Here is a 24,720-nt window from a genome sequence, read left to right as displayed (position 1 = left end):
CTCAGAAGTGAAACGCCGTAGCGCCGATGGTAGTGTGGGGCCTCCCCATGCGAGAGTAGGGAACTGCCAGGCATCAAATAGTGAAGAAGCCCCGGACGAAAGTCCGGGGCTTTTTTACATCTGCATATAGTGAATTAAAGTCGGCAGATGGCTGAATTTGCATGAAAATCAGTAATAAATTGCACTAAAAACTTCGCGGCAATCACATTTTGCAATCCAGGAACAGAGACAATTCCCGCAACCAGTTAATAGATGCTTTACACAATCCTTTGGCGCTAATTATTCGCAAGGAAAAGAGGTAAGCATGACTGATTCACAACAACAAAAAGTGGCTCTAACTGCAACGGCAGCTGACAGTAAAAAGCGCATCTGGTCGATTGTCGGCGCATCGTCTGGCAATTTAGTCGAATGGTTCGATTTCTACGTCTACTCCTTCTTCTCACTCTATTTTGCCCATGTCTTCTTTCCAAGCGGTGATACCACCACCCAATTGCTGCAAACAGCAGGCGTCTTCGCAGCTGGTTTTCTGATGCGCCCGATCGGCGGATGGTTATTTGGCTATATTGCCGATCGTCACGGTCGCAAAGCCTCAATGCTGATCTCAGTGTGCATGATGTGTCTGGGATCATTAGTGATCGCCTGTCTACCGGGCTACGGAGAAATTGGCCTTGCCGCGCCTGTCATTCTTCTGCTGGCACGTATGTTTCAGGGATTATCGGTTGGTGGGGAATACGGTACCAGCGCCACTTATATGAGCGAAGTAGCACTGGAAGGACGAAAAGGATTTTATGCCTCTTTCCAATATGTGACGCTCATCGGCGGCCAACTGTTAGCGGTGCTTACCGTTGTAGTCTTACAGCAAATTCTCAGCGATGAAGAACTTCGCAGCTGGGGCTGGCGTATTCCGTTCTTCCTCGGGGCGGCGCTCGCTGTGGTGGCATTGTGGTTGCGTCGTTCTCTCAACGAAACTTCAGAGAAAAAACACCGAGAACATCGTGACGCCGGCAGCATTACGGGATTACTGCGCAATCACACCCGTGCATTTCTGATGGTGCTGGGCTTTACCGCAGGCGGTTCGCTAAGCTTCTATACCTTCACCACCTACATGCAAAAATATCTGGTAAATACTGCCGGGATGGATGCGCGCAGTGCCAGTGGATTAATGACCGGTTGCTTATTGGTATTCATGTTGATTCAGCCGATAGTTGGCGCGCTGTCAGACAAGATTGGTCGTCGTGCCTCAATGATGATTTTTGGTGCCGGGGCAGCTATCTGTACGGTACCTATTCTGCTATTGCTGCAAAATGTGCAAAGCAGTTGGCTGGCATTTGCCTTGATCATGCTGGCGCTAATCATCACCAGTTTCTACACCGCTATCAGTGGCATTTTGAAAGCAGAGATGTTCCCGCCGGAAGTCCGCGCGCTGGGCGTTGGGCTTTCCTATGCGGTGGCGAATGCTATTTTTGGTGGTTCAGCAGAGTACGTGGCCTTACTGCTGAAAAGGGAAGGTATTGAAACCAGCTTCTTCTGGTATGTTTCGGCAATGGGCGCTTTAGCATTCCTGGTATCGCTGATGCTGCATCGCAAAGGGAAGGGGATTGCGCTGTAATTACTGACTGAGGTTCCACAGTGCGATACCGCTGGCGGCGCCGGCGACATCCCAGCTAAGATCTTTCCAACTCCAGCCGCTCCCCGCTGAGCGGCTGTCATATAACTCTTTCCCCACACCGAAACTCAACGAAAACAGAAAGCCGAAACGCAAATTCTGCCCGCGGCTGTGATTTTGATGCTGAGAAATCTCACTACCTGCGGCTGCCAGCACAGCAGAAGAGAAGTAGTGTTGCGCTTTGTCTTTGCCGGTCCAGTTATCCTGGGCGACATGCGCACATCCACTACACAGCAAAACCACGCAGAGGATAGGCGCACGCATCGGCTAAAGCAGACGGCTAATCAAGCGATCGATGCGAATACGGCGCAGGCGACGAATCAGCTTGCGCACCTTTGCCGGATAATCGGAGATACTTTCCAGCTCGCGATAATGCTGCACCACGGAAGTATGCTCACGAATCAGCGCCAGCTCTTTTTCACGCTGCTCGGCCAATTGATTGAGAGGATCGTGAATCAGCACCGCATTTTCCAGATCCAGTCGCCACGCGCGTGGATTGAGGTTATTACCGGTGATCATCATCCATTCGTCATCCACCCAAATGCCTTTCAGGTGATAACTGTTTTCGCCATCTTTCCACAAGCGTACCGTCAGCTGACCATTATTGACGTAATACTGCAAACGGCTCAGGAAGCGACGCAGGTTAATCTCATATAGATAAGGCAGTGCCCCGATAATCTTGAACGGCTGTTCTGGCGGGATGTAGAAGTCATTGGCCGTTTTGTCGCCAATGATGATTTCAACTTCTTTACCCTGACGCAGTAAATGAATCAGGTTACGCACCAGAATGGCCGGCAGGTTAAAATAGGGCGTACACAGCGTCAGCTTGCGCTCAGCGCAGGGCATCAAATGGAAAATGGTTTTGTTCAGCAGGCTACGTTTGCCCAAGCCAACCAACGGCGTGACGGCAAGGCAATCATTATCTGCATTGCCGGTAAACTGATAGTTAAAGCTGCGCAGCTCCTGACGGAACTGACGTGTTTCGTTTTTGATTTCCGGGCTGGAAGGGCGCTCAGTTTTATCGAGCCGGTTAACCGCATCGGAATCCTTGAGATTTTCGCAGATCCACGCATACATGGTATCGGTAAGCTGTGGATTGCGGATCAGCTGATAACGGTCATAACGGTATTTATCATGCTGATGCAAATAGACATCGTTCAGGCTCGCGCCGCTGTAGAGCAGCGTATCATCAATGATAAACCCTTTCAGATGCAGCACACCGAGCGCTTCGCGGGTGTTAACCGGAATGCCGTAAACTGGAATAGCGATATCCGGGTGCTGAGTCGCCATTTCGCAATACCAGTCAGCGTTGGTCACGCCGCGAGCAGCGCCAATACGACCACGCTGCGCACGATGCCAGTCAACCAGAATACATACATCCAGCTCCGGACGTGCCTGACGCGCTGCGTACAGCGCCTGCATTATTCCGCGACCGCCGTCATCATTCTCCAGATACAGCGCGGTGATACAGATACGCTTTTCTGCTGCGGCAATTTTCGTCAGCAGGGTTTCGCGAAACTCGGCAGGCGAGTAAAGCGTCGTCAGATCCGACACGGATTGTGACAGTTTAGGCAGCTGTGCGAGGTGTTGTTGGTGTTTATTACGTTTAAATTTAGACAACATCACAGTGCACTTCTTCTCTGTTCATTGCATGGCCTTTTGCCATCAAATCATGATCCTAACGGTAAATAATACCATCAACCGGCCTGTAGAGGAGGAATTTTACCTTTCTGTACAGGTTAGCTGATGACATCACCGAGCGGCAAATTCAGGCTGACAATGCCATCATCCAGTTGAATATTCACGCGAAAATTGAGCTTTCGCGCCAGCGTGATCATGCCGCTATTGTTTGGCATGGTGATACCGTTCAATTGTTGCAGGCCATGATCGCGCGTATAGCGAATCATCTTCTCCAGTAAGCGCCTGCCCATGCCCAAGCCTTTCAGGTCAGACCGCACCAGCACGGAGAATTCAGCATCGATATTATCGGCATCGGAGATCGCACGTGTTACGCCAATGATCTCGTCGACGCCGTTGTGCTGCCGTATAGCGACAATCGCCATTTCGCGGTCGTAATCAATTTGCGTCATATTCGCCAAATCTTCATGGGTGAATTCATTGATTTCACTGAAGTAACGATAGTAGAGATCTTCTTTCGTTACCTGGGCGATAAAGGCGCGCAGCTGCGGTTCATCTTCCGGCAGGATCGGGCGGAACAGGCAATATTGCCCATTTTTCAGCTGCACCTGCTCTTCAAGATGATGCGGGTAAGGACGAATCGCCAGCCGTGTTTCGTTATCACCATTGAAAGGGGCCAGCTGCAGCGTGACATCCAGCAGCGTGAATTCGTCGGCTGATGCCAGCAGCGGATGAATATCCAGGCGCTGAATCTCCGGACAATCGACCACCAGGTTTGAAACCTGCACTAACAGCTGGCTAAGCCCGGTGATATCCAGTGGTCGCAACGCGCTACGGCTGCGGACTTTGCCGCTTTTCATCGCCTGAATCACCAGATAGCGCGCCAGCGTCATATTCAGCGGCGGCAAAGCCACGGCGGCTTGCTTGTCGGGCTGCCACTCCACGCCGCCTTCGCCCAGCAGGATGATAGGGCCAAACAGCGGATCCTGTTCGACCACCACACGCAACTCCTGTGCTCCGGCGCGATTCGCCATACTCTGCACCAGCAAACCATCAACATGCGCATGTGGATGGGTTTCACGCACGCGATCAAAAATGGCTTCAGCCGCTTGTTCCACCTCTGCGGCGCTGCGCAGATACAGCATTACGCCTTGTACCTCCGACTTATGCGGAATATCCGGCGAACGCAGCTTGAGCGCGACCGGATAGCCAATCTGATCGGCGATGCTGGCAGCCGCGGCGCTGTCGCTGGCAATCCAGGTGGGCAGCGTCGCCAGGCCATAAGCTTGTAACACCGGCTGCACTTCGTGGGTGTCCAGCGTAGTGATGCCTTTATCCAGCGCTTGCTGAATCAGCTGATGCGCCTGCGCGCTGTTCTGCGTCAAACCAATCGGCAGCGCGGGCGTCTCACGCAGTTGCTTCTGGTTGCGGCGATATTCCACCTGATGCATGAAAGCGGTAACGGTACCTTCCGGTGTGCGCCAGGTGGGAATGCCAGCCTGAGTAAACGCGCGTCGTGCGCTCTGCGAAGAGTATTCGCCGCACCAGTTCGTCAGCAAAGTAACCTGCTTGCCACGCGGATGTTTGGCAACCGCAGCGATAATCTGCTCGGCGGTCTCGCTCGAAGGTGAAACGGCGCTTGGCGCATGAATGATCATCAGTGCATCAAGTTCATGGCTATCCAGCAGCCGTTCAATGCAGGCGACATAGCGCGCTGGTGTCGCGTCATCTTTCAAATCCAGCGGATTGCCGCGGCCAACGCCTTCTGGCAGCAGTGTGGCCAGCGCCTGCAAGGTTTCGTCACTTAGCGTCGCCAGCTTACCGTTGCGCGCATACAGTTCATCCAGGGCCAGCGCCGCCGGGGCCGCGCCGTTGCTGATGATCATCAGTCGATCGCCGCGTAATGGACGCATATGGCTCAGCGACTCAACCGCCGTAAACAGTTCATGCGTATCCTGTACGCGCAGTAAACCGGCGCGCTGAATCGCCGCATCCCAGGCAGCGTCCAGTCCGCTGTGAGTACCGATCATCGCCTGCGCCTGATGGCTGCGACCACTTTTTATCACCAAAATCGGTTTATTACGCGAGGCGCTGCGCGAAGCGGAAACAAAGCGACGCGCATCGCTGAGGTGTTCGAGGTAGAGCAGAATGGCGCTGGTTTTACCGTCGCGCGCGAGGAAATCCAGCAGATCATCAACGTCGATATCCAGGCTATCACCCAAGGCGATAAACCATGAGAAACCGAGGTTACGCTGCTGCGCCCAGTCGAGAATGGTGTTAGAGACCGCAGCAGATTGCGAAATAAAAGCAATGCGGCCTTTAGCAATCGGCACCGGCGAGAAGCTGGCATTCAACCCTTGCCACGGCGCCAGCAAACCTAAGCTGTTGGGCCCAAGTAGGCGAATTTGCCACTGACTGGCGCAGGCTTTCAGCTCTTCCAACTGGCTGGATGGCGCCGAAAGAATAATACAGGCCTTACAGCCTTTTTCGCCCAGTTGTTGCAGCAGTTCGAGATTACGTTTGGCGTGGGTACAGATGATGGCGAGATCGGGCGCGAAGGGCAGGCTGGCGATATCCGGCCAGGCCAGCACGCCGCTCACCGCTTTATACTTCGGCGTCACCGGCAATACCGGACCGCTAAATCCACCGGCCAGCAGGTTACGCATCATAAAGTAGCCGGCGCGCCCCGGTGTAATTGACGCACCGATTACCGCGATTGATTTAGGTCGTAACAGCGCTTCCAGTCCGCGTTGGCTCATCATCCGCTCCTGCTATCAAGATTGGCATGATTGTAAACGCTTTTTAGCGCGCGTGCCGATTCACCGATCGCAGGCTGAGAGCCAGCTTCAGATTCCGCTACTCAATGCTTCTTCCAGAGCATGAATCGGATGATGCGGTTTCCCCGCCAGATAAGCATGACGGAAGCGGGCGAAATAGTGCTGCAATTCTGCGGCGGCGGCGAGATCGCCGGCCTGTTCCAGCAGCGCGGCAGCAACTTCGGCGGTGCAGTGCTGGCCTTCGCCGTGGGCCTCGCGCAGCGTGTAGCGCGAGGGCGCAGACACGTTGAGCGACATCACCGGCAACGCATCCAGCCACGGACTTTTGCGGAACATCTTGCGCGCTTCCGTCCAGGTGCCGTCGAGCATAATAAACAGCGGCGGTTTGCCGGTGAGCGGCGGGCTGGTGAGCACTTCGCGATCGGCATCTGCGTAAGACGCCGGGAAAACCACCAGCGGCTGATAATGCGCGTTCTTCACCGCCGCCAGCAGCGCGGCATCCGGCTCGGTGCGTGACCAGCCAAACGCCTCGGTGTCCGGCAGCACATCGGCAATTAACCTTCCGGTATTGCTCGGCTTCATCGGCTCGGTATCGAACATCACCAGACAGAAGCGACTGCGCGCTTGCTGAGGCTGGATGGTGGCACACAGACAGTTTTTCTGCGGCAGCAGGCAGCGTTGGCAACGAATGACACGATTACCGCGCGCAAGAAACGGGCGCGTGGCGCGCGCTAAACGTTGCGCACGTAAGCGCAGAACGGCATTTTCAAACATAAATTCGCAGGCAGGAGAAAAAACGCCAGTGTAATGGAATTAGCCGGGAAAGGTAATAAGGAAGGCCAGCTCGCGGCTGGCCATCAGCGGTTTACAGCGATTCGTCGAGCCACTCGTTGAAGGGGGCTTTCGGCATTGCGCCATTCAGCATGTCGACCATCTCGCCGTTCTTGAACAGCATAATCGTAGGAATGCTGCGAATGCGGAAACGCGCGCTAAGCGCGGGTTCGGCTTCGGTATTCACTTTCACGAAGCGCACCTTGCCGCGCCGCTCGTCGGCGACATCTTTAAACACCGGTGCGAAGTTAACGCACGGGCCACACCACGGCGCCCAGAAGTCGATCACCACCGGCAGATCGTCTTGCAGATACTTATCCAGCGTGGCCGCGGTCGCGTTGGCGACTTCACCGTTGAATAGCTCGCCGCCGCAACGACCACATTTTGCTCCATCAGCCATGCGCGACTCGGGCACGCGGTTGGTTGCCTGACAGGAGGCACAAACTGTATTCATATTTACCTCAACCCGGACCTGTAAATCTGATGATTGCCGGACATTATGAAAAGGTTGAGTGCTATGCTCAATCTGGATTGCCCAATAGGTTCAATAGTTGATAGCTAAGCACCGACACATCAGGTAATCTTCGCGCTCTCAATGCTGGAGGAACAGATGAACGACGAATTTAAAGGCAAAAGCGGCAAGGTAAAAGTGATGTACGTACGTGATGAGGAGAGTGGTCAAAAGCCGAATCCCCGTACCGGCAAAGGCGGCCGTCCTGCTGCGCGCCAGGAAGATAATCGTCGTTCTGGTCCTCGCAGCGGTGCACGTAATAATGAAGAAGGTGGCCGTGGCGGCGCACGCAGCCCGGCACCGCGCGGTGCGAGTAATACCGAACGCGGTCGCAGCTTTGGTCGTGGTGACGATAACCGCAGCTTCGGTGATTCGCCGTGGCGCACCGTTTCTCGTCCGCCGGTCGCGGATGATAGTCAACTGGATGATGCCGCGAATAAGCCGGTCATCGATCCCGAGCAGATTCGCCGTCAGCGTCAGGAAGAGACGCGCGTCTACGGTGAAAATGCCTGTCAGGCGCTGTTCCTGAGCCGTCCGGAAAGCATCGTGCGCGCCTGGTTTATTCAGAGCGTAACACCGCGTTTCCGTGAAACCCTGCGCTGGCTTGCTGCCAACCGCAAAGCCTATCATGTGGTTGAAGATGCTGAGCTGACCAAAGCTTCAGGTACTGAACACCACGGTGGCGTGTGCTTCATCATCAAAAAACGTATGGGCATGCCGGTTACCGAGTGGCTGACCAAGGCCCCCACCAAAGATTGCGTGCTGGCGCTGGAAGATGTCAGCAACCCGCACAACCTCGGCGGCATTATGCGTAGCTGCGCGCACTTCGGTGTGAAAGGTTTGCTGGTGAATGATGCCTCGCTGCTGGAGTCAGGTGCGGCAGTACGTACCGCCGAAGGTGGCGCTGAACACGTACAGGCAATCAGCGGCGAAAGCTTTGCCGATGGCCTGGAAGCGTTCCGTAAAGCGGGTTACACCATCGTTACCACCTCAAGCCACGAAGGCACACCGCTGGCGAAAGCTGAGCTGCCTGCCAAAATGGTGCTGGTGTTGGGTCAGGAGAGCGAAGGTCTGTCAGACAGCGCTTTCCAGCAGGGCGATCTCAGCCTGTCGATTGGTGGCACCGGCAACGTTGAAAGCCTCAACGTGTCAGTGGCGACCGGTATTCTGCTCGCCGAATGGTGGCGTCAGAACGCATAAAAAAACGGGCCGCAAGGCCCGTTTTTGTTTGTCTCGCTTAGTGAGCACCACCGCCGCCACTGCCCGCACCAAATGGTGGACGCGCAAACCACACCAGCACCAGCAAGATCAAGAACACGCCCGCCGATGCCCAGAAGATCTCATTCGCCGAAATAATCAGACCCTGATTGGTAATTTGCTGCGCGATATATGCCGAGGCCTGCTGCTGGGTCATGCCCATGCTTTGCAACTGGTCATACATCTGCTGTGAATTGACGTTGTACGGATTCACCGACTCCGACAGATAGCTATGATGCATCGATTCACGGTTACTCCACATGGTGGTAGTAATCGAGGTACCGATGGAACCCGCCAGCGTACGCACGAAGTTCGACAGGCTTGATGCCGCCGCCATACGTTCTGGCGGTAAGCCTGACAGCGTAATGGTGGTGAGCGGCATAAAGAAGCACGCCACCGCAAAGCCCTGAATAAACTGCGGCCACGCTGATGCACCAAAATCCATCCCCGGCTCAAATGTGTAGGCGCGCCAGTAAAAACAGACGGCATACATGATGAAGCTAAAGGTCACCAGCTTACGCATATCCAGCTTGTGGGCGAAGCGGCCAATGATCGGCGACAGGATCACTGGCAGAATCCCCACCGGTGCCGACGCTAATCCGGCCCAGGTGGCGGTGTAGCCATATACCTCCTGTAACAGCTGCGGCAGCAACACTATCGAGCCGAAGTAAAGCATATAGGCCAGGCTGATCGACAAACAGCCGATGGTGAAGTTGCGCATCTTGAACAACGACAAATCGACTATCGGATGGTCGTCGGTGAGCTCCCACACCAGCAACACCAGCAGCGCCACCACGGCGACCACCATCAGCACAATGATCTCGGTTGAGCTAAACCAGTCGAGCTCTTTTCCGCGATCCAGCATCACCTGCAGCGAGCCAATGCCCACCACCAGCAGTACCAACCCCACCATATCGATCCGGCGGATTTCGGTTTTGGTTTCACGTCCACGCAGCGTTTGCAGCGTCAGTAACACCACCACCAAACCAATCGGCACGTTGATGAAGAAGATCCAGCCCCAGTGATAGTTATCGCTGATCCAGCCGCCGAGAATCGGACCGCAGATCGGTGCCACAATCACCGTCATCGCCCACAGCGAAAGCGCCACGCTGCGTTTCGCTGGCGGATAGTTGTTCAGCAGCAAACTCTGCGACAGCGGAATCAGCGGACCGGCAACCACGCCCTGAATGACGCGGAAGAAAATCAGCATCTCCAGGCTTTCGGACATGCCGCAAGCCCAGGACGCCAGCACAAACAGGATGGTCGACCAGGTAAACAGCTTCACTTCACCGATGCGCTTGGCCAGCCAACCGGTTATCGGAATCGAGATGGCGTTCGCCACCCCGAAAGAGGTAATCACCCAGGTGCCCTGCGAGTTCGAGGCACCGAGGTTACCGGCGATGGTCGGAATCGCCACGTTAGCGATGGTGGAGTCGAGTACCTGCATGAACGTCGCCAGCGACAGGGCGATGGTCATCAGGACTAACGGCGCACCTTCAAGCGGTTTTTGTGCCATAACAGCCTCCCGCGGCGTTAGTCAGCGTTGGCACGAACGATGTCAGTAATCAGCTGGTTAACCGGCGCGAGGTCGATTGCCAACGCATTACTTTCATACGCGGCTTGCGAACGCACGGTGCTGGCCAGCGTGGCACCCTCTTTGTTTTGGGTATCCACTTTCACCAGCGTGGAGAGGCCGATACGCAGCGGATGTTCCGCCACTTGTTTCGGATCCAGCTCGATACGCACCGGCAGACGCTGGACCACTTTGATCCAGTTACCGGTGGCGTTCTGCGCAGGCAGCAGCGAGAAGGCGCTGCCGGTACCCATATCCAGACCCACCACTTTGCCGTGATACTCGACGTCATCGCCGTAGATATCACTGATTACCGTGGCTGATTGGCCGATACGTACACCTGCAAGCTGGGTCTCTTTGAAGTTTGCATCGATCCACAGATTAGTGGACGGCACCACCGCCAACAGCGGGGTGGTGGTGGAGATTTGCGAGCCAACCTGTACGCTGCGACGTGAAATGAAGCCATCAATCGGGCTACGGATTTCAGTACGCTGCAGCGCCAGCCAGGCATCGCGCAGCTCAGCCGCACTCTGCTGTACCGCGGGCTGATTTTCCAGCGAGGTATTCAGAATCATCGCCTGGTTAGCGTTGTATTGCTGCACTGCCACATCCAGCTGCGCTTTGGCTGTCGCCACGGCATCACGCGAGTGTTGCAGCTCTTCGCGGCCAATCAGATTAGACGCGCCCAACGGCTCGCGGCGTTTCAGGTCAGCTTCGGCCTGTTCCAGCGCAGTTTGCTGCAGTTTGATGGTAGCTTGATACTGCTTGCCATTGATCATCAGCTGGTGGGTTTGACGCACGCTGGTGGCTAACGCGGTCTGCGCTTTTTCAAACGCCTGCTCGGCATCAGTTTTATCCAGCGACACTAGGACGTCGCCTTTCTTCACCACGTCGGTGTTATCAAACCACACTTTGTTTACGCTGCCAGAAACCTGCGCCATCACCTGCACCTGGTTACCTGCCACGTACGCATCATCGGTTTCCTGGAAGTGACGCAGCACCAAATACCAGTAAGCCAGATACGAAACACCAATAATTACAAACACGATAGCCAGCAGGATCAGCACACCTTTGCGCTTCTTCTTTTTATTCGCTGGCTGTTGCGGGCTTTGAGCTTCCGCTGTCGCACTCATGTCGTTCTCCACGTTTTCCATTTAGTCGGGATGTGCCGATCCTTCAACACGGTTGCCCGAGTCAAAAAAGCCAGCACTTAAGCGCTGGCCGGACAAAAGGGGATTAAAATAGCGATTTCGGAAGGTGATTGTGTCGCACTTCTTGCTATTAGCGCGACAGGGAAGCGATAACCTGATCTTCGTCCATTTTATCGAGACGGTTAAGTAACTTACGGGTAATCGATTCCAGCTGATCCTGCTCGTTAGTAGAGAGCGAAGACCACAGGTATTGCAGGCTCTGATGCTGCGGTGGCAGCAGCTGGCGCAGGAATTCATTGCCTTTTTCGGTCAAATGCAGATGCAGGCAGCGACGGTCGTTCTCGCTTTCACGACGTTCGATCCAGCCGCGCTTCTCCAGCTCATCAGCGATACGCGTGGCATTGGTGCGTGAAGAGCCGAGGGCAGAACTCAGTTCTGAAGGCTGAATGCTCTGATTTTCCTGTGCATCAAGGGTAATCAGCGCCATGAATAAGGTCTCGTTAATTCCCTGCGCCTTCAACATTTTGTTGCGATTATCCAGCAGTTTACCCTGCATGTGCATGCACAAGCGGGTCAGAATGATCTCCTGCAGCGGAAAATCTTTATGGCGGTTAGCACGGATGTTAAGCATCTGTTCAATGGGAGTAAACGAACTTTCCATTTTAAAAAAACCTCTTAGTTGCAACTGGTATAGTAATGATGGTGACAGATTAAGCGTAGTCACAATTTCCGCAGGTGATTGTTAGCACGATCACATAGTCAACATCTGACATTCCAGGTTGTTCCTTAACCCTGGGCATTTTGCCCTGACATCCCACCTGAACATACAGGCAGCCGATGCCATCAATTCATCTCGGGAAACCTTTTTACAGATAAATAATTTCGCGAGAAAAAATAACTCTGGTGAATAACTGCGCTGCTAACCATAACAAACCCAATCATTAATGAATAGTATTGCTCAGCGGTTTAGAACCATCTTTACGATTTCTAAACACTTTTCGCGCGCCGCTTATCCACGTAAATCAAGGTGTTGATTAACATGCTCTTAACAACGCCCGCGCGAATGCGACACCAGCCTAAGTGATGGAATTTGATCGCTAAACGGGAAGCAGTCATTGCGTGCGGATAAGAGAGATAATCATTTGTAGGTAATAGTAACCGAAAAAATTATTTCAATGGTGTGTTAATTAACAGGACGTACCAGTGCGCTATAGCGCACGCTTCGCTTATCGGGGGAAAGGAAAAGGGGGGAGGCAGCCATTTGCCGTAGCGGCGCAATTTATTGCGCTGAGTTCTTGGAGTGGATGTATTGCATGAAAAACGGCGCGATAAATCGCGCCGCTACAATACCAACGCTAATGTAAATGCGTTACTTGGCTGCCGCCAGTGCGTCCTGAATCCACTTATCGAATTCCGCCTGGTGACCTTTGATCCAGCCATCAACGTGGCCATTGATATCGGCTTCAGAAGCATGGCCCGCATGCATCGCCGCATTCTCGGCGTTGATGTCGCCAATCGGCAGCTTCATCTCAGCAAAAAGCTTTGCCGCGGCCGGGTTTTTCTCGGTCCAGGCTTTGTTGGCGACGATATGCATGGTGTTCACCGGGAAACCGTAGTTAGCCCCGTTCGCCAGCTTGGTATCGACTTTGCTCTGCTCGCCCGGCAGTGAAGAGAACGGCACCTGCAGCCATACCACATCTTTTCCCGGCTTCAGCACGTCGCTGACCCAATACGGCGTCCAGGTGTAATAGAACACCGGTTTGCCCTGTTTAAAGCGCGTGATGGTATCGGCGATCATCGCTGAGTAGTTGCCCTGATTGTGCTCCACGGTGTTGCTCAGCTTGTAGGCATCAATCTGGTGATTAATCACCGCTTCACAGCCCCAGCCTGGCGTACAGCCGGTCAAATCCGCTTTGCCATCACCATTGGTATCAAACAGTTTGGCGATCTTGGGATCTTTCAGCTGTTCAATATTGGTGATGTGATACTGCTCGGCGGTTTTCTTATCGATCAGGTAACCCTGAGCCGCGCCACCGACGTAAGTGCCCTGGCGATAAAACTTCGCATCGCCGCCCGCGGCTTTATACATATCGTCGTGCAGCGGTTGCCAGTTGGTGGCAATAAAGGTGGCATCACCGGCTGCGATGGTGGTGTACGCCACGTTGTAATCAATCTCGCTTGGCTTCTCAACGGTATAGCCGAGTTTCTCCAGCGCGCGGCTTACCAGCAGCGTCTGGAAGGTCTCTTCAGAGATGGTGCTCTGCGTCGGTTTAACGGTGATGCCTTTACCGGGCAGGTCGGCGGCGGACACGTGCGTCGCGGCGAACGTCGTCAGGACGGCGGCGATGAGAGCTGTCTTGCGCATAGTCATTCCTTATTTTACGTGTTACGTCGAAGACGGGCGGCCGCAGCGGACCGCCCATTGAAATCAGGCTTTTTTACTGAAAGGGCGCATCAGCAGACCGAGCGGGCCAGTACTGTACCAGTGACGGCTGCCACGGCTGCGGCTGTCGCGGCCCATCGACTGCGTCAAGCGATCGAGGATAATGGCGAGGATCACGATGCCCACGCCGCCGACGGTGGCGAGGCCCATATCCAGGCGACCAATGCCGCGCAGCACCATCTGACCGAGACCGCCAACCGCGATCATCGAGGCGATCACCACCATTGACAGCGCCAGCATCAGCGTCTGGTTTACGCCAGCCATGATGGTCGGCATCGCCAGCGGCAGCTGCACTTTGAACAGCATCTGACGCGGGCTGGCACCGAAGGATTCACTCGCTTCAATCAGGTCGGCTGGCACCTGCTTAATCCCAAGAATGGTGAGGCGCACAATCGGCGGCAGCGCAAAGATAATGGTCACCACTACGCCCGGCACGTTGCCGATACCAAACAGCATGACGATCGGCACCAGATAGACGAAGGCTGGCGTGGTCTGCATCGCATCCAGCAGCGGACGAATAATGCGCGCGGCACGTTCACTGCGCGCCAGCCAGATGCCGAGCGGCAAGCCGATGATGATGCAGAACAGCAGGGCGGTTAGCACCAGCGCCAGCGTAACCATCGCCTGCGACCAGGCACCAATCGCGCCAATGGCAATCAGCGAGACCAGCGTAGCAATGCCCATCGCCGGGCTGGCAATTTGCCAGGCGATCAGTGCGAACACCACAATCGCTACCGGCGCGGGCATGCCGAGCAGTAACTGCTGGAATGCGCTGAGGATGTAATCCACCGGCACGCGAATGCCCTGAAACACCGGGCGGAAATGGCTGACCACCCAATCGATGCCTTCAGTCACCCAGCTATCAAGCGGAATCCAGGTTTTATGGAACGGGTCCATGAGGTTGAAATGTTCCGGCGCGGGAGCGGGTGCGCTGCTCAGCCAGTCGCTGCTGCTGCTGGCAGCATTGCTGGCAGCATCGTGGCCACCGCTGCTGGCGGCGGAGGGATCGCCCCATGCATCGGCGCTGCCGGAGCTGCTATCTGCAGGCGCGGCACCGCCGCTTGCCCAGGGATCGCTGCTGCTGGCGGCGGGGCTGGTATCAGTGGTGGCAGGTTGCTGGGTGGTTTGGCTGGCGCTTTCCCACGGATTCGCTGTTTGTTCGCTCATGATTAGGCTCCTTCACGGTCTAAAGCACGCAACAGCATGCTTTTCGAAATGATACCGACGTACTGATTCTCCTCGCTGACTACCGGCACGGCGCAGGGCGCTTGTGCCACATGCGACAGCAGATCGTTCAGGGAGGTATCGGCAGGAACCGCTAAGGGCATGTCGAGCAGCGCGCTATCCAGCCCTTCACCGGCCGCCAGCGCGGCTTTCAATGAATCGGTGGACACCACGCCAACAAACTTCTGTTTCTCCAGCACGTAGCCATATTCGCGATCTTCATCCTGCAGCAGCTTGATGGCGGATCGCGGACCAAAACCGGCGGCTTTGCGGATCAGAGAACCCGCGCTGCGACGCGCAATATCTTTGGCGCTAAACACGTGACTAATATCGACGCCGCGGAAGAAGGTGCGCACATAATCATTGGCAGGATTATTGAGGATTTCATCCGGCGTGCCGACCTGTACCACTTCGCCGCCCTGCATAATGGCAATGCGGTCGCCAATACGCATCGCTTCATCGAGGTCGTGAGAAATAAATACAATGGTACGCTGATGTTTGGCCTGCAGTTTTACCAGTTCATCCTGCATTTCGGTACGAATCAACGGATCAAGTGCTGAGAAAGCTTCATCCATTAATAAAATATCAGGATTAATCGCCAATGCGCGGGCTAATCCAACGCGTTGACGCATGCCGCCAGAAAGTTCATCGGGATAAGAGTGGGCGTAATTATCCAGGCCAACCTGACGCAATGCTTCCAGCGCTTTTTCCTGACGTTCGGCTAAGGGAATGCCGGATAATTCCATGCCAAAGGCGGCATTATTTAGCACCGTCATGTGTGGCATCAGCGCGAAGGATTGAAATACCATACTGATCTTATTTCTGCGGACTTCACGCAGTTCTGATTCCGATATTTTGGCAATATCGACACCGTCTATGATTACCTGGCCGCGAGTGGGCTCGATCAGACGATTGAGAAGGCGAACCATGGTGGACTTACCTGAACCTGAAAGCCCCATGATGACGAAGATCTCGCCTTCTTCAATGGCCAGACTGGCATTTTTGACGCCAACAGAGAGGCCGGTTTTTGCCAGAATACGCTCTTTGCTTTCGCCTTTATCGATCAGCTTAAATGCCTTTTCGGGATTATCCCCAAATACTTTATATAAATTCTTTACTTCGAGTTTAATTGCCATGCAGTAATTAATTTCCCGGTTAAATGTTTAACTATTTCTTGTTGTGGTCCTGATTAAAATTAAGCGCCCTATACCCTAACATAGTGAAATTATCTGACAACCCTGAATGGCGATATTCGGCGGCGCGCGCAGCAGTCAATCGCTAAAATCGCCAGTGCTCACAAGGGATGCGCGCGGATTAATTTTTTGCATTTGAGAAGTGAATTTATGTGCGTTTCAGACTGTTTCTGGTGCAGAGCGGCCGAAAATCAATCCAAAAAGAAGAAATATAAGTGAAATAAATGGGTGAGAAGAGCGGAAATAAGATTGGTTTAAAAATTAATTATCACTGAATCAATACGCTAAATAATTCGCGTCACAGCAAGGCGACAAGCCCACTCGACCCAGCAGCATAGTGAACTATGGGACTGGGAAGAGTGGGCGCAGTCAACGCTGCTGTGCCAAAAGTAGGTGCCTCCAGGCAACGCGAACTATGACGCGTATTAAAAATTCCAGTCTTCGTCTTCGGTTTCCACGGCTTTCCCCATTACATAAGAGGAGCCTGAACCTGAGAAGAAGTCGTGGTTTTCATCGGCGTTGGGCGACAGCGCGGACAAAATCGCCGGGTTCACGGTGGTCAGTTCGGCCGGGAACAGCGCTTCGTAGCCGAGGTTCATTAGCGCTTTATTGGCGTTGTAGTGCAGGAAGGTTTTCACCTCTTCCGCCCAACCGACTTCACCGTACAACGCTTCGGTATACACCACTTCGTTTTCGTAAAGCGCCAGCAGTAAATCAATCGCGAACTGCTGCAGCTCTTCGCGGCGGCCAGCATCGACGTTTTCCAGCGACTTTTGGTACTTATAGCCGATGTAGTAGCCGTGTACCGCTTCGTCGCGAATGATCAGGCGAATCAGATCTGCGGTGTTGGTCAGCTTGCCACGGCTTGACCAGTACATCGGCAGCCAGAAACCGGAGTAGAACAGGAACGATTCAAGGAACACGCTGGCGATTTTCTTCTTGAGCGGATCCTCGGCGCGATAGTGCTCCAGCACAATCTTCGCCTTGTTCTGCAACGCTTCATTCTCTTCACTCCAGCGATACGCCGCATCGACATCTGCGGTATTACACAGCGTGGAGAATATCGAACTGTACGAACGCGCATGCACCGCTTCCATAAAGGAGACGTTCGACAGCACAGCTTCTTCGTGTGGCGTAATAGCATCTTCCATCAGGCCCGGCGCACCAATCACGTTCTGGATGGTGTCGAGCAGCGTCAATCCGGTAAACACCCGAATAGTCAGCTGCTGTTGCTGGTGGTCCAGCGACTGCCACGCTGGCAAATCGTTGGAGAGCGGCACTTTTTCCGGCAGCCAGAAGTTACTGGTCAGTCGGTTCCACACTTCGAGGTCTTTTTCGTCCTGGATGCGGTTCCAGTTAATGGCTTGAATTTGTTTTAGTTGCATAGTTTTCATCACAGTGAGCAGGAGACGCAGCCCTGCACCTCGGTGCCTTGAAGCGCCATCTGGCGCAGACGGATGTAATAGAGCGTTTTGATGCCTTTTTTCCACGCGTAGATCTGCGCTTTGTTGATATCGCGCGTGGTGACGTCGTCGCGGAAGAACAGCGTCAGCGACAGGCCTTGATCGACGTGCTGCGTGGCTTCGGCGTAGGTATCAATAATCGCTTCCGGCCCAATGGAGTACGCATCCTGATAGAGGTCGAGATTGTCGTTGGTCATAAACGGCGCCGGATAGTAAACGCGGCCAGTTTTGCCCTCTTTACGGATCTCAATGCGCGACACAATCGGGTGAATGCTGGAGGTCGCATGGTTGATGTACGAGATCGAACCGGTGGGCGGAATCGCCTGCAGGTTCTGGTTGTACAGCCCATGTTGCATCACTGCTGCACGCAGCGCTTGCCAGTCGGCCTGCGTTGGCAGAGTCAGTCCGGCATCGGCAAAAAGTTTTGCCACGCGCGCGGTGCGCGGCAGCCAGCGCTGTTCGACATATTTATCGAAGTAACTGCCGCTGGCGTATTTCGACTCGGCGAAACCGTCGAAACTCTCCTGATGCTCCTGCGCCAGCAGATTCGAGGTGCGCACGGCGTGATAGGTGACGCAATAGAAGTAGAGATTGGTGAAATCCAGCGCCTCTTCTGAACCGTACGCCATGCCTTCGCGCGCCAGATAACCATGCAGGTTCATCTGACCGAGGCCAATCGCGTGCGAGCGGCGATTGCCTTCCGCCACCGAAGGCACCGAATTGATCTCACTCATCTCGGAAACGGCGGTCAGTGCACGCACGGCGGTTTCCACGGTTTGCGCCAGATTGCGCGAATCCATGGCATGCGCAATGTTGAGAGAGCCGAGGTTGCAGGAGATATCTTTGCCGACGCGACGATAGCTAAGATCATCATTGAATTCGCTGGCGCTGTTAACCTGCAAAATCTCGGAACAGAGATTACTCATGTTGATGCGCCCGGCAATCGGGTTGCTGCGGTTCACGCTGTCTTCAAACATGATGTACGGGTAGCCCGATTCAAACTGAATCTCCGCCAGCGTTTGGAAGAAATCGCGCGGCTTGATGTAGGTTTTGGTGATGCGATCGTCCGCCAGCATCTCGTCGTAATGCTCGCTGATGCTGATATCACCAAAGGCTTTGCCGTAGATGCGCTCGACATCGTACGGCGAGAACAGCGCCATATCGCGATTCTCTTTCGCCAGCTGGAAGGTGATATCCGGGATCACCACGCCGAGCGACAGCGTTTTGATGCGGATCTTCTCGTCGGCGTTTTCACGTTTGGTATCGAGAAAGCGGAAAATATCCGGGTGATGCGCATTCAGCCACACCGCACCTGCGCCCTGACGTGCACCCAGCTGGTTAGCGTAGGAGAACGCATCTTCCAGCATCTTCATCACCGGAATTACGCCGGACGACTGGTTCTCAATGCGCTTAATCGGCGCGCCTGATTCACGCAAATTGGAGAGCAGGAACGCTACGCCGCCGCCGCGTTTAGACAGTTGCAGCGCCGAGTTCACCGCGCGACCAATCGATTCCATGTTGTCTTCGATGCGCAGCAGGAAGCAGGAGACCAGCTCGCCGCGCTGCTGCTTACCGCAGTTAAGGAAAGTTGGCGTAGCCGGCTGGAAGCGACCGCTCAGCATTTCCGCCAACAGCTCGCGCGCTAAGGTTTCATTGCCGCGTGCCAGCGTCAGCGCCACCATGCAGGCGCGCTGTTCGAAGGTTTCCAGATAGCGTTTGCCGTCGAAGGTTTTCAACGTGTAGCTGGTGTAAAACTTCCACGCCCCAAGGAAGGTGTGAAAGGCGAAACCTGCCGCATCAGCTTCATCGTGCAGCTGACACAGGAAATCGAAAGCGTACTGATTCAGCACCTCGGCTTCGTAGTAGCCTTCGGCCACCAGATAGCGCAGGCGCTCGCCTGCCGAGGCAAACTGCACGGTATTGGGTTGTACATGCTGCAGGAAGAACTGGCGCGTCGCTTCGTGATCTTTACTGAACTGGATGCGGCCATCGGCGTCATACAGGTTCAGCATCGCGTTAAGCGCGTGGTAATCCGTCAGCGAGCTGTTTAGGGTGTCTGTCGTTGCCAAAATTGGGTCACTCCCGCTTTTACATTAGCGATATCGTCGGGGGTTCCCATCAGCTCAAAGCGGTAGAGATAGGGAACCTGACATTTCTGCGCAATGATGTCGCCCGCCAGGCAATAGCCTTCACCGAAGTTGCGGTTACCGGCAGCGATCACCCCGCGAATCCCGCGTCGGTTGGCATCATCATTGAGGAATTGAATCACTTGTCTCGGCACCGCACCGCGCGAACTGCCGCCGCCGTAGCTCGGCACCACTAAAATGTAGGGCTGTTCGATATGCAGGCGCTGCTTGCCGTCAACCGGAATGCGGCGGGCAGGCAGCCCAAGACGCGTGATGAATCGGTGCGTGTTTTCCGACTGGCTAGAGAAATAGACCAGTGGAAACATGGCTTATCCCCCGACGGCCGCGAGCTGGCTCAGGCTGGCAATTTTGTCGGGACGGAAGCCACTCCAGTGATCGTCTTGCGTCATCACCACTGGCACCTGGCGATAGCCGAGAGATTTGAGGTTGTCGATGGCTTCAGGTTGGGTATCAAGGTTGATCAGCTGATAGTCGATACCTTTGCGGTCCATGGCATTTTTTGTCGCATTGCACTGGACACAGTTGTCTTTGGTGTAAATAATAATGCGCATGATTCGTATTTCCCTTTGATTGCGGTCAGATTGCGAGATACGAAGCAAATTCCTGTTTGCATCGAACTTCGTCCTTGACGACATTTGGTAGTTAGTTGATGGGTTGAATACTAGATGTAGTGGGTAAAAGGGTCAAGCCCACCAGATATAGGGTTTTGTGATTTTGATCTTCGGATATTCGCTAAGGCCAGAGATCATGCGCCTTCCAGGCCGGAAAAATTTTTTGTAAAGGGAACGAGGTGGGAGAAGTGGTTAGATTTTGTGCGATTTAGCCCTCATCCCAGCCTTCTCCCGCAAGCGGGAGAAGGAGCCGATCCAGCATAGGTGTTACAGTTGAACGCCACCTCAACATTCCCTCTCACGCCTGCGGGAGAGGGTTAGGGTGAGGGAAAGCGCGCACTATCTCGCGCCCACAAAAAAGCCCCGCATCAGCGAGGCTCATTGCATCAACGAACACAGGCTTATCGGCGTGAAGACACCAGCAGCGCGCCAAGCACTAAACCTATCGCCGCACCGACGCCCACGCCGTGCCACGGCTTGTCGTGGACATAGGCATCAACCTGCGTACCCGCATCACGTGCCGCTTGCGATACGCGACTCTGTCCGCCGCTCAGTTTGGCACGCGTCTGCTTCAACAGCGCCTGCGCCTGGCTACGGGCATTATCAACTTCGTCTTTAGCTTCACTGCCATAAGATTTAAGTAATGCCTCTAGCGAATCGGCCAGTTCGTTTACATCCTGATTGATATCAATGTCATCGTTTTTTGCGCTTCGATTAAACATTTTTTAGCTCCCTTTGATTTAAAACGTAATACTTAGTGTAGACGAAGCGTGATTAAACGCAGGGATGTGCCAGGCTTTAGGGAAAATTCCGAATGCCCATGCCATCTTGCTGCTGTAAGGTTGCGGGGCTGTGAGAAGAGAGGAGCAAGCATGTATTTACGACCAGATGAGGTAGCGCGCGTACTTGAGAAAGTGGGCTTCGAAATGGATACCCAAACGCCAAAAATTTACGGTTATCGTCGCGGCGAAAACTATGTGTACGTCAATCGCGAAGCGCGTATGGGACGGACCGCCTTAATCATTCACCCGACGCTGAAAGAGAAAAGCCAGAGCTTTGCTGAACCGGCTTCAGAGATGAAAACCTGCGATCACTACACGCAATTCCCACTCTATTTAATGGGCGATTCGCAGGAGCATTACGGCATTCCGCACGGCTTCAGCTCGCGCGTTGCGCTTGAGCGTTATCTGCAAGGCGTATTTGGCGCCTGAACTTGCGCCCCGTTTCACGCGGGGCCGCAAACCCTGACTCAATCCTCTCCTTCTGCCCCGTTGCAAATCCGCACGCTGACGCGTATAACCTTGTGTCCATATAGATGTTCAGACGTCCATACGGATAAATATCATGCAAACTCAGGATACGCCTCCACAGGAAAACTTTAAGCGCACCATGAAAGTACGGCATCTGGTGATGCTGTCGCTGGGCGGTGTGATCGGAACCGGACTGTTCTTCAATACCGGCTACATCATCTCAACCACCGGTGCAGCCGGCACCTTGCTGGCCTATCTGATTGGTGCGCTGGTGGTGTGGTTGGTGATGGTCTGTCTCGGCGAACTGGCCGTGGCGATGCCGGAAACCGGCGCGTTCCACGTCTATGCCGCGCGCTATCTCAGTCCGGCCACCGGTTATACCGTCGCCTGGCTTTACTGGCTCACCTGGACGGTGGCGCTGGGTTCCAGCCTGACCGCCGCCGGATTCTGCATGCAGTACTGGTTCCCGAGCGTGCCGGTGTGGACATGGTGTCTGGTGTTCTGCATCGCTATTTATCTGCTGAATATCGTCTCAACGCGCTTCTTTGCCGAAGGTGAATTCTGGTTCTCCATCATTAAAGTGATCACCATCATCGCCTTTATCATTCTCGGAGCGGGCGCGATCTTTGGTTTTATCCCGATGAAAGACGGCAGTGCTGCGCCGGGATTACACAATCTCACCGCTTCCGGCTGGCTGCCGCACGGCACGCTGCCGATTCTGATGACCATGGTGGCGGTCAACTTCGCTTTCTCGGGCACGGAATTGATCGGCATCGCCGCCGGTGAAACCGAGCAGCCACAAAAAGCGCTGCCGCTGGCGATCCGCACCACCGTCGCACGGTTGATCATCTTCTTTATCGGCACGGTATTTGTGCTGGCGGCGCTGATCCCGATGGATCAGGCCGGGATCGTCAAAAGCCCGTTTGTGCTGGTGTTTGAAAAGATCGGCATCCCGTACGCGGCGGATATTTTCAACTTCGTGATCCTCACCGCCATTCTCTCCGCCGCCAACTCCGGCCTGTATGCTTCTGGCCGCATGTTGTGGTCGCTGGCTAATGAGAAGACGCTGCCGCGCTGTTTTGCGCGCGTCAACCGTCATGGCATTCCGGTGCTGGCGCTGACCGTGAGCATGATTGGCGGCTTGCTGGCGCTGTTCTCCAGTGTGATTGCGCCGGACACAGTGTTTGTGGCGCTGTCGGCGATTTCCGGTTTTGCCGTGGTGGCGGTGTGGCTCAGCATCTGCGCCTCGCACTATGTGTTCCGTCGTCGCCATCTGCAGGCGGGCGGCAGCTTACAACAGCTGGCGTATCGCGCGCCGCTCTATCCGCTGACGCCGATTCTGGGCTTCCTGTTATGCCTGCTGGCGTGCGTCGGACTGGCATTCGATCCATCGCAGCGTATTGCGCTGTGGTGCGGCATTCCGTTTGTGCTGTTCTGCTATGCCGCATACCATGTCACGCAACGACGCAAGTCATCCCTTAAGGCTGAGGAGGCCAACGATGTCGCGTAATCCTATCGCGCAGGCTCTAACCCAAACTGACACGTTGATTCTGGATGGCGCGCTGGCGACCGAGCTGGAGGCGCGCGGCTGCAATCTGGCCGATGCGTTGTGGTCGGCCAAAGTGCTGATGGAAAATCCTGAGCTGATTTATCAGGTGCATCACGATTACTTTGCCGCTGGCGCGCATGTGGCGATTACCGCCAGCTATCAGGCCACGCCGCAGGGTTTTGCCGCGCGCGGCTTAGATGAAGCGCAGGCGCTGGCACTGATCACCCAGAGCGTACAGCTGGCGCAGCGCGCGCGTGATGACTATCGCGCATCTTCCGCCAGCACCGCGCCCTTGCTGGTGGCCGGTTCGGTCGGGCCGTATGGCGCTTTTCTGGCCAATGGTGCGGAGTATCGCGGTGATTACGCGCTGCCGGAAGAGGAGATGAAAGCGTTCCACCGTCCGCGCGTGAAGGCGTTGCTGGAAGCGGGTGTCGATCTGCTGGCCTGTGAAACGTTGCCGTCCTTTACCGAAGCGCAGGCGCTGGTGAGTTTACTGGCTGAATTCCCTGCCAGCAGCGCGTGGTTCTCCTTTACCCTGCGCGATGCCGAACACATCAGCGACGGCACGCCGTTGAGTAAAGTGGCTGAGCTGGTGCATGCGGCACCGCAGGTGGTGGCGGTTGGCATCAACTGCGTGGCGCTGGAGAGCGTAACGCCCGCTCTGCGCCGCTTCCAGGCGCTGTGTGATAAGCCGCTGCTGGTCTATCCGAACTCCGGCGAGCAGTACGATGCCAGCAGCAAAACCTGGCACTCCGCGCCGTCGGGCTGCACGCTGCATGACAAATTCGCTGAATGGCAGCAGGCGGGCGCACGTCTGATTGGCGGCTGCTGCCGTACCACGCCGCAGGATATCGCGGCGATTGCTGCCTGTTGTCAACCGCAATAAAGCGCAGAAAATCATCAGTGATAGCGCGATTAAGCACAGAAGGGCAGTTTACACTGTCCTATCTGATGCTGAAGCGGACCTGCTATGAACCTGCGACCTCTTTTTCCTGCCTGTGCGCTGCTGCTGAGCGGCTGCGCCACCATTGTCGGCACTGAAACGCAACCGGTGAAAATCGACTCCCTGCCGCAAGGCGCGCGTTTCACCGTGCAGGATGAGACCGGCCGCGCAGTGGCGCAGGGCTATACCCCGCAAACCGTCGAGCTGGCGAAATCGACCGGGAATTATTTTGGTAAGAAGCACTATCAGGTGATGCTGGAGAGTCCGGGCTATGTGCCGCTAACCTTGCCGATCGAGGCCAATGCCAATCTGTGGTATTTGCTCGGCAATATTCCGCTGTTGGGCTTCCCCGGCTGGCTGCTGGTCGATCCCTTCTACGGCGGCATGTACGATCTCAAACCAGAACATCCACAGCCGAAGCTGAACGTCGTCGGCGCGCGGGGTTAATAAGCCCGCACCGATCGTAGCGGCGCAATTTATTGCGCAATCTTAC

22 protein-coding genes are annotated in these 24,720 nt (G+C 54.9%); 6 read left to right on the top strand and 16 right to left on the bottom strand.

Translation table 11 applies throughout. The annotated features are described in order from the left end of the window. The first annotated feature begins 304 nt into the window (after positions 1-304). Positions 305-1,609, top strand: coding sequence for an MFS family transporter (locus KVT28_RS14370; RefSeq protein ID WP_101763427.1), 1,305 nt, complete (start codon positions 305-307; stop codon positions 1,607-1,609). On the opposite strand, the gene KVT28_RS14365 is transcribed toward KVT28_RS14370, so the two are convergent. From KVT28_RS14365 to trxC, 5 genes are all read right to left on the bottom strand, one after another. Further along, positions 1,610-1,930 carry a YfiM family lipoprotein gene (locus tag KVT28_RS14365; protein WP_101763428.1) on the bottom strand — a complete coding sequence of 107 codons (321 nt, stop codon included), beginning with the start codon at positions 1,928-1,930 and terminating at the stop codon, positions 1,610-1,612. It abuts the gene before it with no gap. A 3-nt stretch (positions 1,931-1,933) separates the two neighbouring features. Then, positions 1,934-3,289: a CDP-diacylglycerol--serine O-phosphatidyltransferase gene (gene pssA / locus KVT28_RS14360; protein WP_101763429.1), complete on the bottom strand. Its 1,356-nt coding sequence runs from the start codon at positions 3,287-3,289 to the stop codon at positions 1,934-1,936. Between the two features lie 116 nt (positions 3,290-3,405). Beyond that, positions 3,406-6,063 carry a bifunctional acetate--CoA ligase family protein/GNAT family N-acetyltransferase gene (locus tag KVT28_RS14350; RefSeq protein WP_192234470.1) on the bottom strand — a complete coding sequence of 886 codons (2,658 nt, stop codon included), beginning with the start codon at positions 6,061-6,063 and terminating at the stop codon, positions 3,406-3,408. An 87-nt stretch (positions 6,064-6,150) separates the two neighbouring features. Next, positions 6,151-6,855: a tRNA-uridine aminocarboxypropyltransferase gene (locus KVT28_RS14345; protein ID WP_110868291.1), complete on the bottom strand. Its 705-nt coding sequence runs from the start codon at positions 6,853-6,855 to the stop codon at positions 6,151-6,153. 91 nt (positions 6,856-6,946) lie between these two features. Further along, positions 6,947-7,366 carry a thioredoxin TrxC gene (trxC, locus tag KVT28_RS14340; RefSeq protein ID WP_101763432.1) on the bottom strand — a complete coding sequence of 140 codons (420 nt, stop codon included), beginning with the start codon at positions 7,364-7,366 and terminating at the stop codon, positions 6,947-6,949. Positions 7,367-7,522: 156 nt separating this feature from the next. On the opposite strand from trxC, the gene KVT28_RS14335 reads away from it, so the two are divergent. Next, entirely contained in the window at positions 7,523-8,623 is a 1,101-nt protein-coding gene (locus KVT28_RS14335) for a tRNA/rRNA methyltransferase (protein WP_101763433.1), read from the top strand. 37 nt (positions 8,624-8,660) lie between these two features. Here the strand turns inward: KVT28_RS14335 and emrB are convergent, their stop codons facing one another. From emrB to KVT28_RS14280, 11 genes are all read right to left on the bottom strand, one after another. Further along, on the bottom strand, positions 8,661-10,196 hold the full coding sequence (emrB, locus tag KVT28_RS14330; RefSeq protein ID WP_101763434.1) for a multidrug efflux MFS transporter permease subunit EmrB: 1,536 nt from the start codon (positions 10,194-10,196) through the stop codon (positions 8,661-8,663). Positions 10,197-10,213: 17 nt separating this feature from the next. Further along, on the bottom strand, positions 10,214-11,386 hold the full coding sequence (gene emrA / locus KVT28_RS14325; protein WP_110868299.1) for a multidrug efflux MFS transporter periplasmic adaptor subunit EmrA: 1,173 nt from the start codon (positions 11,384-11,386) through the stop codon (positions 10,214-10,216). Between the two features lie 148 nt (positions 11,387-11,534). Next, positions 11,535-12,065 carry a transcriptional repressor MprA gene (gene mprA, locus KVT28_RS14320; protein ID WP_008101638.1) on the bottom strand — a complete coding sequence of 177 codons (531 nt, stop codon included), beginning with the start codon at positions 12,063-12,065 and terminating at the stop codon, positions 11,535-11,537. A gap of 708 nt (positions 12,066-12,773) precedes the next feature. Beyond that, a complete protein-coding gene (proX, locus tag KVT28_RS14315) occupies positions 12,774-13,769 on the bottom strand; it encodes a glycine betaine/L-proline ABC transporter substrate-binding protein ProX (protein ID WP_101763435.1) in 996 nt (331 codons plus the stop codon). A 63-nt stretch (positions 13,770-13,832) separates the two neighbouring features. Further along, positions 13,833-15,014: a glycine betaine/L-proline ABC transporter permease ProW gene (gene proW / locus KVT28_RS14310; RefSeq protein ID WP_210081438.1), complete on the bottom strand. Its 1,182-nt coding sequence runs from the start codon at positions 15,012-15,014 to the stop codon at positions 13,833-13,835. Between the two features lie 2 nt (positions 15,015-15,016). Beyond that, the gene (proV, locus tag KVT28_RS14305) at positions 15,017-16,207 is read right to left on the bottom strand and encodes a glycine betaine/L-proline ABC transporter ATP-binding protein ProV (protein WP_217549011.1); all 1,191 of its coding nucleotides are present in this window, start codon (positions 16,205-16,207) and stop codon (positions 15,017-15,019) included. A 482-nt stretch (positions 16,208-16,689) separates the two neighbouring features. Next, the gene (nrdF, locus tag KVT28_RS14300) at positions 16,690-17,649 is read right to left on the bottom strand and encodes a class 1b ribonucleoside-diphosphate reductase subunit beta (protein WP_217549009.1); all 960 of its coding nucleotides are present in this window, start codon (positions 17,647-17,649) and stop codon (positions 16,690-16,692) included. An 8-nt stretch (positions 17,650-17,657) separates the two neighbouring features. Then, positions 17,658-19,796: a class 1b ribonucleoside-diphosphate reductase subunit alpha gene (gene nrdE, locus KVT28_RS14295; RefSeq protein ID WP_217549006.1), complete on the bottom strand. Its 2,139-nt coding sequence runs from the start codon at positions 19,794-19,796 to the stop codon at positions 17,658-17,660. Next, positions 19,775-20,179, bottom strand: coding sequence for a class Ib ribonucleoside-diphosphate reductase assembly flavoprotein NrdI (nrdI, locus tag KVT28_RS14290; protein ID WP_061718050.1), 405 nt, complete (start codon positions 20,177-20,179; stop codon positions 19,775-19,777). Before nrdI ends, nrdE begins: the two co-directional genes overlap by 22 nt. A 3-nt stretch (positions 20,180-20,182) precedes the next feature. Then, the gene (gene nrdH / locus KVT28_RS14285; RefSeq protein ID WP_101763439.1) at positions 20,183-20,425 is read right to left on the bottom strand and encodes a glutaredoxin-like protein NrdH; all 243 of its coding nucleotides are present in this window, start codon (positions 20,423-20,425) and stop codon (positions 20,183-20,185) included. Positions 20,426-20,886: 461 nt separating this feature from the next. After that, entirely contained in the window at positions 20,887-21,207 is a 321-nt protein-coding gene (locus tag KVT28_RS14280) for a DUF883 family protein (RefSeq protein ID WP_008101623.1), read from the bottom strand. A gap of 150 nt (positions 21,208-21,357) precedes the next feature. Between KVT28_RS14280 and KVT28_RS14275 the strand changes: the two genes are divergently transcribed. The 4 genes from KVT28_RS14275 to KVT28_RS14260 all read left to right on the top strand — a co-directional run bounded on the left by KVT28_RS14275 (position 21,358) and on the right by KVT28_RS14260 (position 24,674). Next, complete coding sequence (locus KVT28_RS14275) at positions 21,358-21,696, top strand: DUF2002 family protein (protein ID WP_008101622.1); 339 nt, start codon at positions 21,358-21,360, stop codon at positions 21,694-21,696. Between the two features lie 133 nt (positions 21,697-21,829). Further along, positions 21,830-23,245, top strand: a complete 1,416-nt coding sequence (mmuP, locus tag KVT28_RS14270) for an S-methylmethionine permease (RefSeq protein WP_217549003.1) — start codon at positions 21,830-21,832, stop codon at positions 23,243-23,245. Next, positions 23,235-24,170: a homocysteine S-methyltransferase gene (gene mmuM, locus KVT28_RS14265; RefSeq protein WP_210081442.1), complete on the top strand. Its 936-nt coding sequence runs from the start codon at positions 23,235-23,237 to the stop codon at positions 24,168-24,170. Before mmuP ends, mmuM begins: the two co-directional genes overlap by 11 nt. An 84-nt stretch (positions 24,171-24,254) precedes the next feature. Then, a complete protein-coding gene (locus KVT28_RS14260; protein WP_008101619.1) occupies positions 24,255-24,674 on the top strand; it encodes a hypothetical protein in 420 nt (139 codons plus the stop codon). Positions 24,675-24,720: the final 46 nt, after the last annotated feature.

It is taken from the genome of Pantoea sp. GbtcB22, assembly GCF_019091025.1.
GTDB lineage: Bacteria > Pseudomonadota > Gammaproteobacteria > Enterobacterales > Enterobacteriaceae > Pantoea > Pantoea leporis.
Note: the sequence above shows the minus strand (reverse complement) of the source record. Positions and strands in the feature narration are given on the sequence as shown.